The 12,109-nt window shown below is 70.2% G+C and carries 11 protein-coding genes; 3 read left to right on the top strand and 8 right to left on the bottom strand.

Going from position 1 to position 12,109, the window contains the following annotated elements; translation table 11 throughout:
• Positions 1–383: 383 nt before the first annotated feature.
• The 7 genes from LRK53_RS03200 to LRK53_RS03170 form a co-directional block, all read right to left on the bottom strand.
• Positions 384–1,277, bottom strand: a complete 894-nt coding sequence (locus LRK53_RS03200; RefSeq protein ID WP_027493590.1) for a UbiA prenyltransferase family protein — start codon at positions 1,275–1,277, stop codon at positions 384–386.
• Between the two features lie 5 nt (positions 1,278–1,282).
• Positions 1,283–1,993 (bottom strand): bifunctional 2-polyprenyl-6-hydroxyphenol methylase/3-demethylubiquinol 3-O-methyltransferase UbiG, encoded by a 711-nt coding sequence (gene ubiG, locus LRK53_RS03195; RefSeq protein WP_027493591.1) that lies wholly within the window; start codon positions 1,991–1,993, stop codon positions 1,283–1,285.
• Complete coding sequence (locus LRK53_RS03190; protein ID WP_027493592.1) at positions 1,971–3,122, bottom strand: sedoheptulose 7-phosphate cyclase; 1,152 nt, start codon at positions 3,120–3,122, stop codon at positions 1,971–1,973. Before LRK53_RS03190 ends, ubiG begins: the two co-directional genes overlap by 23 nt.
• On the bottom strand, positions 3,119–3,601 hold the full coding sequence (locus LRK53_RS03185) for an S-ribosylhomocysteine lyase (RefSeq protein WP_027493593.1): 483 nt from the start codon (positions 3,599–3,601) through the stop codon (positions 3,119–3,121). The genes LRK53_RS03190 and LRK53_RS03185 overlap by 4 nt, the downstream gene beginning before the upstream one ends.
• 31 nt (positions 3,602–3,632) lie before the next feature.
• Positions 3,633–4,874: a sugar phosphate isomerase/epimerase family protein gene (locus LRK53_RS03180; RefSeq protein WP_027493594.1), complete on the bottom strand. Its 1,242-nt coding sequence runs from the start codon at positions 4,872–4,874 to the stop codon at positions 3,633–3,635.
• 262 nt (positions 4,875–5,136) lie between these two features.
• Positions 5,137–6,423, bottom strand: a complete 1,287-nt coding sequence (locus tag LRK53_RS03175; RefSeq protein ID WP_027493595.1) for a cytochrome c — start codon at positions 6,421–6,423, stop codon at positions 5,137–5,139.
• The gene (locus tag LRK53_RS03170) at positions 6,420–7,196 is read right to left on the bottom strand and encodes a c-type cytochrome (RefSeq protein ID WP_027493596.1); all 777 of its coding nucleotides are present in this window, start codon (positions 7,194–7,196) and stop codon (positions 6,420–6,422) included. Before LRK53_RS03170 ends, LRK53_RS03175 begins: the two co-directional genes overlap by 4 nt.
• Positions 7,197–7,573: 377 nt before the next feature.
• Here LRK53_RS03170 and LRK53_RS03165 point away from each other — a divergent pair, with 377 nt between their 5' ends.
• The 3 genes from LRK53_RS03165 (at position 7,574) to thrC (ending at position 11,192) form a co-directional block, all read left to right on the top strand.
• Positions 7,574–8,725, top strand: a complete 1,152-nt coding sequence (locus LRK53_RS03165; RefSeq protein WP_235642494.1) for a homoserine dehydrogenase family protein — start codon at positions 7,574–7,576, stop codon at positions 8,723–8,725.
• The gene (locus LRK53_RS03160; RefSeq protein ID WP_027493598.1) at positions 8,722–9,720 is read left to right on the top strand and encodes a homoserine kinase; all 999 of its coding nucleotides are present in this window, start codon (positions 8,722–8,724) and stop codon (positions 9,718–9,720) included. The genes LRK53_RS03165 and LRK53_RS03160 overlap by 4 nt, the downstream gene beginning before the upstream one ends.
• 164 nt (positions 9,721–9,884) lie before the next feature.
• Positions 9,885–11,192 (top strand): threonine synthase, encoded by a 1,308-nt coding sequence (gene thrC, locus LRK53_RS03155; RefSeq protein WP_027493599.1) that lies wholly within the window; start codon positions 9,885–9,887, stop codon positions 11,190–11,192.
• On the opposite strand, the gene LRK53_RS03150 is transcribed toward thrC, so the two are convergent.
• Positions 11,189–12,100 carry an IS4 family transposase gene (locus LRK53_RS03150; RefSeq protein ID WP_235642493.1) on the bottom strand — a complete coding sequence of 304 codons (912 nt, stop codon included), beginning with the start codon at positions 12,098–12,100 and terminating at the stop codon, positions 11,189–11,191. The genes thrC and LRK53_RS03150 overlap by 4 nt on opposite strands.
• Positions 12,101–12,109: the final 9 nt, after the last annotated feature.

The raw sequence follows: 12,109 nt of genomic DNA, 5'->3' as shown, positions 1-12,109 counted from the left end.
GCGCCAGGATGGCGCGCTGCTCTACCGGGGCCCCTCTGCAGCGGCGGGCGGGTGGAGGATCAGCCCGCAGGGTGGTCGGCATGGATGCCGACCAGTTTGGCGTCAGGGCAGGATGCCCTGTCGACAAACCCCGGAGCCCGAACGCGGACCTTGCGGACAGGATGTCCGCAAGGCGCGGAAGCGGGGTGTCGTTTTCTCTTGGGTACTTCTCTTTTGGACAAGCAAAAGAGAAGTACCTCGGCCTCCGCAGGAGGACGAAAGCTCTTGCTCTTGAACCACCCGGGTCACTGCGGCCGGACAAAAAACCTACGACAGTTGCGCCATGCAGTTGTCTTGAGAAGTAAAGCGCGTCGGCAGTTCGCTGCCGAAGCCGCCGTGCCGCCTCAGCGGATCAACACGAACACCGTGACGATCGCCAGCAGCGCCAGCGGATACAGGCTGGCGCGGTCGAACAGGCGCGCCGCCTGGCGGCCGTCCAGCGTGCGCGCGAGGCGGATCGCCGGCAGCAGCAGCAGGCCGGCGCCGGCGGCGACGATGGCCAACTGGAACGGCCAGCCGCCATCGAGCGGCGACAGACGCGGCAGCAGCGCACTGGCGAGCACGGCCAGGCCCAGGCAGACCACCACCAGCACGCCCGCCGTGCGCAGGTCGAACACCAGCGGAATGGTGCGCGCGCCGATGCGGCGGTCCTCTTCGATGTCGTTCCAGTCGGCCGGAATGTTCTGCCCGCCGATCTCCCACAGCATCAGCCACGCCAGCAAACCCAGCAGCCCAGACCACGACGGCTCGGGAATGACCGCGAACACCGCGGCGATCGGCCCGGCCGACTTGACCAGGCCGCTGACCACGGTGCGCCACCAGGTGACCTTGAGCAGCTTGACGTAGACCACTTCCAGCGCCGCGGCGGCGAACACGATGACGAGGATCCGCGGGTTCAGCAGCCAGGTGCCGAGCACGGCCAGCGCGAACCAGCAGCCGAACCACGCCAGCGCGCCCTTCATGCTGATCAGGTTCTGCGCCAGCGGGTAGCGCATGGCGGAAGCCTCGACCGCGTAGCCCGGGGTGATCCCGCCGGCGACCTTTTCCTTGTCGTCCTTCACCCCGATCAGGTCGTTCAGTGCGTAGATGGCCGTATAGCCGGCCAGCGCGGTCGCCAGGGACAGCGCCAGCACCCGCCACGAGGGGAAGTGCCCCAGCCACAGCAGCGCGACGAAGCCGGGCATGGCGATGTCGAGCACGCCGTGGAAGGAGCGCGACAAGGCGAGAAAGCGCCGCATGGGTTTCAGCCCTTCCTGACGAAGCAGGCCATGTAGTTGATGTCTTCGCGGTTCGGCGCGACCCGGAAGCGGCGCGTCAGCGGGTTGTACATGAGGCTGTCCACCGCCCTGAATTCGAGCCCCGCCGCACCGGCCCACGCGCGCATCTCCACCGGCCGGATCAGCTTGCTGTAGTGGTGCGTGCCGCGCGGCAGCAGGCCGAGAATGTACTCGCCGGCCACGATGGCGAAGGCGAACGCCTTGAACGTGCGGTTGATGGTGGAGAAGAACGCCACGCCGCCCGGCTTGAGCAGGGCCGCGCAGGCGGCGATGACCTGCTCCGGATGCGGCACGTGCTCGAGCATCTCCATGCAGGTGACGGCGTCGAAGCTGCCGGGCTCATCGCGCGCGAGGATCTCCGCATTGAGCTCGCGGTAGTCGATGGCCAGCCCGCCGCGTTCGGCATGCTGGCGGGCGATGTCCAGCGACAGCCGCGACAGGTCGATGCCGGTCACCCGTGCGCCGGTTTTGGCCAGCGCCTCGGCCAGGATGCCGCCGCCGCAGCCCACGTCGACGATACGCGGCGCCGGTGCGCCGATGCGGTCGGTGATGAAGCGCAGGCGCAGGTCGTTGATCGCGTGCAGTTGCCCCATCTTGCCGTGCGGGTCCCACCACAGCTGGGCGATGCGGTTGAAGTGGGCGATTTCCCCGGCGTCAACATTCGGCGATTCGGTCATGGCTGCTCGTGGTCCGCTGGTTCAAGGTATGGATGGAGGCTTCGATTTCCGCGCGCGCGATGTCGTTGACGAACACGCACTCGCCCAGCCCCGCAGGCAACGGCACGCGCTGCAGGCCGTTGCGGTGCTCGACGCGATCGAGCAGCGACTGCCACATCAGTTCGGCGTCGAGCAGGGCGAGCTCGGGGGCGAGCTGCAGGCGCTCGACCAGGGCGAAGATGCGGCCGGCCGCGGCCGCGTCGAGCAGGCCGCGCCGAAGCGCGATCGCGGTCGACACCAGGATGTCCAGCAGCACCGCCTCGCCGTGCAGCAGGTCGTCCCCGTAGCGGGTTTCCAGGCCGTAGCTGAAGGTATGGCCGAAGTCGACCTTGCGCGCCAGCTCTTCCTCGTGCAGGTTCGGCGCCAGCTCTTCCAGCATGCCGCCGATGGCGCGGTCGAGGATCTCCCCGCCGCGCGCATCCTGGAAGGCGCTCGCCAGCGATGCGGCACCGTGGCGTTCCAGCAGACCGAACAGCGTGGCGTCACGGATCACCGCCAGCTTGACGATCTCGCACACGCCGTTGCGCAGGTGTCGCGGCGGCAGGCTGCGCAGCAGGCTGCGGTCCAGCAGTACCCGGCGCGGCGGCTCGAAGTTGCCCAGACGGTTCTTGTGGTCGTTGAAGTTGATCCCGGTCTTGATCCCGACCGCCGCGTCGACGTAGCCCATCAGCGTGGTCGGCACCTTGATGTGCGGCACGCCGCGCCGGTAGCTGGCCGCCGCGTAGCCGACTACGTCGGTCAGCACGCCGCCGCCGATGGCGATCACCGGCTCGTCGCGGCGATGGATCGGGAAGCCGTCCAGCTCGCGCAGTACCGAAAGCCACGCGTCCAGCGTCTTGCCGCCCTCGCCGCCCGGCAGGGTGATGATGCGCGCATCGACCTGGTGCTGGGCGAAATAGGCGCGGATGCGTGCGCCGTGATGCGCGTGCACGCATTCGTCGACCACCACGAAGCGGCGCCCGTCCCGCACGCGGCCCATCGACAGCAGCGCATCGCTGCGCGGATCGAACACGTCGGCCACGTTGAGCAGGTCGTATTCGATCCGACGCGTGGCGCTGACCTGCCAGCGCGCGCCCTTCGCCGCGCTCATGTGATGTCCTGCCACGCCGCGCGTTGCGCCAGTACCTCGCGCGCCACGGCCTGCGCCTGCGCCAGGTCGTGGTGGCGCCAGTGGCCGCACTGGTCGATGCGCGCATACGGCACCGCGTCGGCCGCGAGCACGCCTTCGAGGATGGCCTCAAGCGCGCCCTCGACGACCGCGCGGCGGCCTTCGCCGAGCAGGGTGAGGTAGAAGCCGGTCTGGCAACCCATCACGCCGACGCCGATGAAATGCCGTGGCAGCAGGCGGCCGTAGCCTTCGAGCAGGAAGTGCTCGATCGAATGCAGCTCGGTGCTGGACAGGCAGGCGTCGGCGTTCGGCCGGCGCAGGCGCAGGTCGATGCTGTAGACGACGTCGCCCGCGGCGCCCGCACGGGCGCCGCGCAGCTTGACGCTGGGCGCCTTGAGCAGGCGGTGGTCCAGTTCGCCGACGGTATCGCTGCGCCAGCCCAATGCCTCGAAGTCGATCATGATGGTTGCTCGGTGGAACGGCCGGACGCGCTCATGTCGGCTGCGCGATGGCGGCCAGGTGGCGGTAGCTTTGGTCGAGCGCCTGCTGCCAGCCATCGACGTGGTGATAGAGCTCGACCGAGCCGAAGCCGTCGAAGCCGTGCGCGTTCAGCGCCCGGAAACTGGCGGCCAGGTCCAGCGTGCCCTCGCCGGGAATCTCGTGGAAATGCACGATGCCGGTGCGCGTGTTGGCGACCATCCGCTCGAACAGCGCCGGGCCGCGCACGCCGCGCAGGTGGGCGACGATCGGCCAGGCCCGTTCGAGCACGTCGAAGCTCAGCCCCGGCACCGAGATCAAGTAGGTGAAGATCTCGTCGTCCAGCGGCGAGGCGCCGGCGTACAGGCTGGCGTAGTCGACCAGGCCCGCCGCCTGATCGATGCCGGCCTGCGCCAGCAGCGCGTCGATGCGCCGGCGCCGCGCCGGGTCGGGCGTGCGGTCGGCGAAGTACAGCGGGTGGCGACGATCCAGCAGCAGGTAGTCCGCCGTATCGGGGAAGTACACCAGTGCGCTGGCGGCATCGAGGTCGAGCGCCGGCACGGCATCGTCGCGCACGATCCTGAGGTTGTGGCCCTGGCGCGCATCGGAGATGTGCAGGTAGCGGGCATGCGGCGCGGCTTTCGCCAGCGCGCCGATGTAGTCCGGCTCGGAACAGTAGGCGTGGCAGATGTCGATGTGCAGCGCGAAGCGCGGCGAGCCGACCGCGCGGATCAGCGCCAGCCCCTGCTCCAGCGTCTCGACATACATGCCCGGCTCGGGTTCGATCAGCAGCGTGATGTCCTCGTCGTCGCGGATCTCGCGCAGGCATTCGCGGATGCTGTCGGCCAGCAGCTCGCCCGGATCGACCTGCGGCTGGCGCACGTGCTCCTCGCGCAGGAAGCCGCTGCCGAAGGTGACCAGCTTCACGCCCAGCCGACGCGCCACGCGGATGCCACGCTTGACCAGGTCGATACGGCGCTTGCGCCCGGCCACGTCCAGTGTCATCAATGACGGCTCGTGCGGCCGCGACGGGGTGAAGAAGTGCGAGGCGGTGGCCACGCAGGCCGGCACGATGCGCGCTGCATCCAGGCGCGCGCGCACGGCGTCGAGGTCGGCCTCGTCGAGGTTGAAGGGGTTGAACTGGTCGCGGTGGAAGGACAGCTCGATGCCCGCGTAACCGGCGCGGGCCACGGCGTCGATGGCGTCCAGGAACGGCAGCTGGGTGAGGCCGAAGGTGCTGTAGCTGAGCTGGATCATGCCCGTGAACCGTGGTGAGCAAACGGTGGATGGCTATCCCGCGCAGCGTGCAGGCGCGACGGCACGCTCGCCATGACCCACGTCAAATCGCGCCCGCCGGGGGCCTGCGTTCGGACGCCGCAGTGCGCCGGCAACCGGTCACTGCAGGGCCAAGGTACTTCGTCGGGACGGTAGAAAGATCAAGAGCGGACCCCTCCCCGGACCTCCCCTGCAAGCAGGGGGAGGGAGCAACACGTGGCGTGGACAAAACTCCGGCCACAGCTCAGTCGACCGGCGTGTTGCGGTAGTTGCCGACGTCGGCTGGTTGCACCGCAGCGGCCTTGTTCGACCACGACTGGCGGATATAGCTGACCACCGCGGCGACGTCCTTGTCGCTGAGCGACTGCGCGAACGGCGGCATCGAGTACGGCTGCGGGTTGCCGGCGGTGGCTGGGGCGAAGCCGCCGAGCAGCACGCTGCGGATCGCGTTGATGCCGGTCGGTTCGGTGACCGAGGTGTTGCCGTCCAGCGGCGGGTAGACGCCGGCCACGCCGCGGCCATCCTTGCCGTGGCAGTCGGCGCAGCGCTGCGCGTAGAGCTGGCCGCCCTGCTCGTGGCTGGCCGCCTGCGTGAACGGCGCGGTCACGGGCTGCGGGCGCGGCGGCAGCGACTGCAGATAAGTAGCCACCGCCTGCAGGTCGGCGTCGCTCAGGTGCTGGGTGCTGTTGCGCACCACGTCGGCCATCGGCCCGAACGCGGTGCCCTTCGCCGACTGGCCGGTCTTCAGCAGGTCGACGATGTCCTGCGCGCGCCAGCCGTCGAGGCCGCCGCCGGCTTGCGTGCTGAGGTCCGGCGCGTACCAGTCCAGCTGCGGGATCTGTCCGCCGGTGAGGTGGCGCTCCGGCGCAATGCCGCCGAGCGAATCGCGCGTGGTGTGGCACTCGTTGCAGTGACCCAGGCCCTGCACCAGGTAGGCACCGCGGTTCCATTCGGGCGGCTTCGCCGGATCGGGCCTGAACTCGCCCGGCTTGAAGTACAGCGCGCGCCACGCCACCAGGCTGTTGCGCACGTTGTAGGGAAAGCCCAGCCCCAGCTCCGTATCGGGTCGATGCACCGGCGGCAGCGATTTCAGGTAGGCGAAGATCGCCAGCGCGTCGTCGCGGCTCACCTTGGTGAACGAGGTGTAGGAGAATACCGGGTACAGCAGCTCGCCCTGGCGGCCCTTGCCTTCGTGCAGCGCGCGCCAGAAATCATCGACGCTCCAGCGGCCGATGCCGGTGTCCGGATCGGGCGTGATGTTCGGCGCCGGCACGTCGCCGAACGGCGTACCCAGCGAGCGGCCGCCGGCGTAGCGCTGGCCGTCGCGCGCGGTGTGACAGGCAGCGCAATCGCCCACCGTGGCCAAGTATTCGCCGCGCGCGATCAGCGCGGGGTCGCGCAACGCCGCGGCATCCGCCTCGCGCTGCGCCGGCGACGACGCCGACTGGCCGGCGTGGCCGAAGTACAGCCAGCCCACCCCGACCACCACCAGCAGCGCCAGCACCCATCTTCCGCGTCGCCACCACGTCATTGACCTGCTCCGCTCTTGCCCATCACGCACCAGCCCGGCAACGGTTCGGTGTGCGCGCTGGCCGGCACCGGGTGCAGGTCGGCCGGCGGTTCCTGGCCGGCCAGCCACACGGATACCGCGGCGATGTCCGATTCGCGCATGCGGTTGGCGACCACGCCCATGCAGTACGGCCCTTCGGCCGCGCGCTGGCGCGTGCGCCACGACACCAGCTGGGTGTTGAGGTAGTCGTAGGACAGGCCCATCAGGCCGGGCATCATCGGTTCCACGCCGGTGAGCTTGGCGCCGTGGCAGCTGACGCACGACGGCACGCCGCGGGTGGAGTCGCCGCGCAGCACCAGCTGCTCGCCGCGCCGCAGGATCTCTGCCGACACCGCCGGCACCGGCTGCCTGCGGTAGGGCACGTCCTGCTGCGCGAAGTAGGCGGCGATATCGCGCAGGTACGCCGGGCTGAGCTGGCGCACCACGTATTCCATCGGCGCGTGCCGGCGCTGGCCGGTCTGGAAGTATTCGAGCTGCTGCACCAGGTAGCCGGCCGGCTTGCCGGCCAGGCGCGGGATCGCCACGTTGTCCGCCGAACCCTCGCCGTGCACGCCGTGGCAGCTGGTGCATGCCGCCACGCGCTGCTGCATGGTGTCGGGTACGCCCGGGGCGGCGCCGGCCTGCGGCGGTGTGGCGGCCATCGCCGCGCTGCCCATGCCGAGCACAAACAGCGCAAAAGCCGCACGCGGCGCCTGCCTACGCAGCCGCCGGCACAGTGAAACGAACCTATTCATCCGGCGAATTGTAGGCCTCGCGAGCAGCGTCGGCCGACGGCAACCGGCTTGCCGCGACAACCTGCCGCAGGTGTGGCGCTGCACGAAAGTTGCAAATGCACCTGTTGACCGCAGTGCAGCATAGGCTTTAAGGTCGACTCTATGTCGCCGCTTTCCGCGCCAGCACGCATGCATCCTGTCCCGCTTCGCAGCGGGCGCATGGCCATGCACGCCGGCGCCATCGCCGTCATTACCACCACGATTACCACCGGTACCACGGGTCCCGGGCGGAGCGTCGTGCGTAGCTGAGTTTTCCCACGCAACGGCCCGCCCTCGAAGAGGCGGGCCGGCCCATGCCGACACGCCAGCGAGAACGGGCCTCCACCGGAGAGGCCACCGTGATCACCTGTGCACCCGAGCAAGTCCAGCACTCCCTGCCGCCGCCGTTGTCGCTGGCCCGCACCGGCACGACCCGGCGACGCGTGCTGGCGGTCGGCGTGATCGGCCCCGGCCGCGTCGGCAGCGCCTTGCTGGAACAGCTGCGTGCCGCGCAACCACGGCTGGCTCGCGACGGCGCGCTGGAACTGAAACTCTGCGGTGTGGTGGCCAGCAAACGCATGTGGCTGGACTGCGACGACGCCGAGCTCAACGCCCGCCACGGCGGCGCGCAGACCTGGCGGCCGAACGACCTGGACGCGTTCGCCGACCACGTGCGCGGCAGCGACGGCCGCCACGCGCTGCTGATCGACTGCAGCGCCAGCGACGCGGTGGCCGCGCACTACCCGCGCTGGCTCGCCGCCGGGCTGCACGTGGTGACGCCGAACAAGCTGGCCGGCAGCGGCCCGCTGCCGCGCTGGCAGGCGATCCGCGCGGCCTGCGCCGGCGGCGCGCGCTTCCGCTACGAAGCCACCGTGTGCGCCGGCCTGCCGGTGGTGCAGACGCTGCGCGACCTGCTCGACACCGGCGACGAACTGTTCGCGGTGCACGGCATGTTCTCCGGCACGCTGGCCTGGTTGTGCAACCGCCACGACGGCCGCCAGCCGTTCTCCGCGCTGGTGCGCGAGGCGCACGCGCTGGGCTACACCGAGCCCGATCCGCGCGACGACCTGTCCGGGCTGGACGTGGCGCGCAAGCTGGTGATCCTGGCACGCGAAGCGGGCTGGCCGCTGTCGCTGGCGGAGGTCGACCTGGAAAGCCTGGTGCCGCCCGCGCTGGCCGCGTTGCCGCTGGACGACTTCATGCAGCGGCTCGACGCACTCGACGCGCCGATGGCGGCGAAACTGGCCGAGGCGCGCGCCGAAGGCGGCGTGCTGCGCCACGTGGCGCAGCTGGACCGGCACGGCCGCGCCAGCGTGCGGCTGCAGGTGCTGCCCGCCTCCCATGCGTTCGCGCACACCCGGCTGACCGACAACATCGTGCAGTTCAGCACCCGCCGCTACTGCGATAATCCGCTGATCGTGCAAGGCCCCGGCGCCGGCCCCGAAGTGACCGCCGCCGGCGTGTTCACCGACCTGCTGCGCATCGCCGAGTCGCTGGAGGCACGCGCATGAACACCCCGCTACTGGAACCCGTCATGGCTGCACCGCGCCGCGCTCATCCTCCACAAGCCGCCTGCGCGTTCGCGCCGGCCAGCGTAGGCAATGTCGGCGTCGGCTTCGACCTGCTCGGCCACAGTGTGGCCGGCGCCGGCGACCGCGCCGAGGTGCGCCGCATCGGCGAGCCGGTGGTGCGCATCGCGTCGATCTCGGGCTGCGTCACCGAACTGCCCACCGACCCGCGGGCCAACACCGCCGGCACCGCGCTGCTCTCGCTGCGCAAGGCGCTGGGCCTGCGCCACGGCTTCGAGCTGGTGCTGCACAAGGGCATCGCGCTCGGCTCGGGCATGGGCGGCTCGGCCGCCTCCTGCGTGGCCGCGCTGATCGCCGCCAACGCACTGCTGCCCAAGCCGCTGCCGCGCGAGGCGCTGTACGGCTTCGCGCTGGACGGCGAAGCGGTGGCCAGCGGCAGCCGCCACGGCGACAACCTCGGTTCGATGCTGCTCGGCGGACTGGTGCTGGCCACCCACGACCGCCTGCTGCGCATCGACGTGCCGGCGGCGTGGCACTGCGCGCTGGTGCATCCGCACGTGGTGCTGGAGACGCGCCGGGCGCGCGCGGCGCTGGCCGGCCATTACGCGCTGGGCGAGTTCGTGGCGCAGAGTTCGAATCTCGCCCTGGTGCTGGCCGGCTGCTGGCGTGGCGACGCCGCGCTGGTGCGCGAAGGCCTGAAGGACGTGCTGGTGGAACCGCGCCGCGCGTCGCTGATCCCGCACTTCGCCCAGGTGAAACAGGCTGCGCTCGACCACCGCGCGCTGGGCGCCAGCATCTCCGGCGCCGGCCCCAGCGTGTTCGGCTGGTACGACAACCGCGCCGACGCCGAAGCGGCCGCCGCGGCGATGCAGGCCGCGTTCGCCGAGGGCGGACTGGACAGCGACGCGTGGGTGTCGCCGGTCAACGGGCCGGCTGCCGCGTTGATCGACTCCCTCGACGTGGAGTCGCAGCCATGACCGGCGTAGGGCGGGCAGCACCCGCCCTACGGCTGCTGCCGCGTTGATCGCAACCCTCAAGGCCGACGAATGAACGCTCTTGTAGGGCGGACACTGCCCGCCACTCTCGCCGCCAAGCATCAAAAACCGGCGGGCAATGCCCGCCCTGCACACGAGTCAGGCATATGAGCGAACTGCTTCGCTACCACAGCACCCGAAACGCCGGACTGGCCGTACCGATCAGCCAGGCGATCGCCGCCGGGCTGGCGCCGGACGGCGGCCTGTACGTGCCCGAGTCCCTGCCGCGACTCGATCCGGCCGCGTTCGACCCGCACGGCACGCTGGCGGATACCGCCGCTACCCTGCTGGCGCCGTTCTTCGCCGGCGATGCGCTGGCCGATGAACTGCCCGCGATCTGCGCCGAGGCGCTCACCTTCGACACGCCGCTGCGCGCACTGCCGGCGCATCCGCACACGGCGATGCTGGAGCTGTTCCACGGCCCCACCTCGGCCTTCAAGGACGTCGGCGCGCGCTTCCTCGCCGCCTGCCTGCGCCGGCTGCCGCGCAGCGATGCACGGCCGCTGACGATCCTGGTCGCCACCTCGGGCGATACCGGCGCGGCAGTGGGCGCCGCGTTCCATCGCCAGCCGCATGTGCGCGTGGTGATCCTGTATCCGGACGGCCTGGTCTCGCCGCGCCAGGCGCACCAGCTCGGCTGCTTCGGCGACAACGTGACCGCACTGCGCGTGGCCGGTCGCTTCGACGATTGCCAGCGCATGGTCAAGGCCGCGCTCAACGACGCGGAGCTGCAGGCGGATGTGCCGCTGTCTTCGGCCAACAGCATCAGCCTCGGCCGCCTGCTGCCGCAAATGAGCTATTACGCGCACGCCGCGCTGGGCTGGGGGCGCGAACACGGCACGCCGCTGAACTTCATCGTGCCCACCGGCAACCTCGGCAACGCGCTGGCCTGCCTGTGGGTGCGTGAAATGGGTTTGCCGGTCGGCGAAGTACGGCTGGCCTGCAACGCGAACGCCACCCTGCCCGAGTTCTTCGCCGGTGCCGACTACCGCCCGCGCGAAGCGGTCGCCACCCTCGCCAACGCGATGGACGTCGGCGCGCCGAGCAACTTCGAGCGGCTGCGCTGGATCTTCCCGAATGAATCCGCGTTGCGCCAACTGCTGCAAGCCCACAGCGTGGACGACGCCACCATCCGCCGCACCATCGCCACCCATGCGCGCGAACACAGCGAAGTGTTCTGCCCGCACACCGCCACCGCGATGCACCTGCTCGACCGCCTGCGCGCGGATGGCGACGAGGCGCCGTGGGCGGTGGTCGCCACCGCCCACCCGGCCAAGTTCGAGGGCGTGGTGGAGCCGCTGCTCGGCCACCCGCTCGACCTGCCCCCGGCGCTGGCCGCGATGCTGGCGCGCAGCGCCAGCGCCGAACCGCTGGCAGCCAGTGACACCGCGTTGCGGGACTGGCTGATGCCCTAGCAGAGTTGGCGGTAGCACGCGGCGACCTGGTCGGCGGGGTGGCGGATCGGATCGGCCAGCGAGGTCAGGTAGCGTCGCCCGGACGAACAGATGATCAATCGCGCTTCCCAGAACACTGGCAGGTGGGGATGTTGCCGGCGCGCTTGCGGCGAGACGGGTAGCCGCACCCAGGCGTCGCCTTCGCCCAGCGGACGGATCACCTCGTAGCGCAGTGAGCTCTTGGCTCGCATCAGCCAATGACGTTGTTCGCCGGCCTGCTGCCAAGCCCATAGGAGCGCGGCCGAATAGTAGGCACGATCGAAGATCGTCAGGGAATGATCGGGCGTGGCCGCCCTCAAGTCGTGGGCATAGCTGAGCTCGCCGGTGGTATAGGCCCCGAACGCTGCCGCTCGGATCAGATGGGTATGCACGTCCATCAGACAGACCGCACGTACCTGCGGCCAGCTCCCTTCGCCGTGTTGCGAATGACCGCCACCGAAGACGTCACGATGTTCGGCGGTATCTTGCGCCGACCACACCACGCCATCGACAGCGAGCAGGCGCAGTCCCTGGAACAGTCCGGTCGCAGGAAGCGGCGCGGCACACCATGCACGGCTGATCTGATCGAACAGATGCGCCAACGGCGCTTCGCCCAGCCGCTGGCGTCCTTGCACCGTCGCGCTCGGTGCGGGTGCCACGCGCGTCTCGCTGTCCAACGCCAAGCCCAGCTGGCGCACGATGTGCCATACCGGTTCATTGCGAAACAAGGCCAGCCCGATGACCAACCAGATCAGCCGTTCGGCAGGTAGGCGGCGACGGCGTAGCGAGGCCGTGCCGGTGGCCTGCAGGGCGTGCTCGATCCAATCAGCAGGAATCAGCTGCCCGAAACGATCGAACGCCTCCGGGGATAACCTCGTTACCGAGCACAACTTGGCTCC

The organism is Rhodanobacter thiooxydans (assembly GCF_021545845.1).
Classification (GTDB): Bacteria; Pseudomonadota; Gammaproteobacteria; order Xanthomonadales; family Rhodanobacteraceae; genus Rhodanobacter.
The sequence above is the reverse complement of the archived record's forward strand: the minus strand, read 5'-3'. Positions and strand labels throughout refer to the sequence as shown.

Excerpts from the sequence above, each read along its gene's own strand:
- LRK53_RS03200 (WP_027493590.1), bottom strand. The coding sequence starts at position 1,277 with ATGCGGCGCTTTCTCGCCTTGTCGCGCTCCTTCCACGGCGTGCTCGAC.
- thrC (WP_027493599.1), top strand. The coding sequence starts at position 9,885 with ATGAGCGAACTGCTTCGCTACCACAGCACCCGAAACGCCGGACTGGCC.
- ubiG (WP_027493591.1), bottom strand. The coding sequence starts at position 1,993 with ATGACCGAATCGCCGAATGTTGACGCCGGGGAAATCGCCCACTTCAAC.
- LRK53_RS03180 (WP_027493594.1), bottom strand. The coding sequence starts at position 4,874 with ATGATCCAGCTCAGCTACAGCACCTTCGGCCTCACCCAGCTGCCGTTC.
- LRK53_RS03170 (WP_027493596.1), bottom strand. The coding sequence starts at position 7,196 with ATGAATAGGTTCGTTTCACTGTGCCGGCGGCTGCGTAGGCAGGCGCCG.
- LRK53_RS03190 (WP_027493592.1), bottom strand. The coding sequence starts at position 3,122 with ATGAGCGCGGCGAAGGGCGCGCGCTGGCAGGTCAGCGCCACGCGTCGG.
- LRK53_RS03175 (WP_027493595.1), bottom strand. The coding sequence starts at position 6,423 with ATGACGTGGTGGCGACGCGGAAGATGGGTGCTGGCGCTGCTGGTGGTG.
- LRK53_RS03185 (WP_027493593.1), bottom strand. The coding sequence starts at position 3,601 with ATGATCGACTTCGAGGCATTGGGCTGGCGCAGCGATACCGTCGGCGAA.
- LRK53_RS03160 (WP_027493598.1), top strand. The coding sequence starts at position 8,722 with ATGAACACCCCGCTACTGGAACCCGTCATGGCTGCACCGCGCCGCGCT.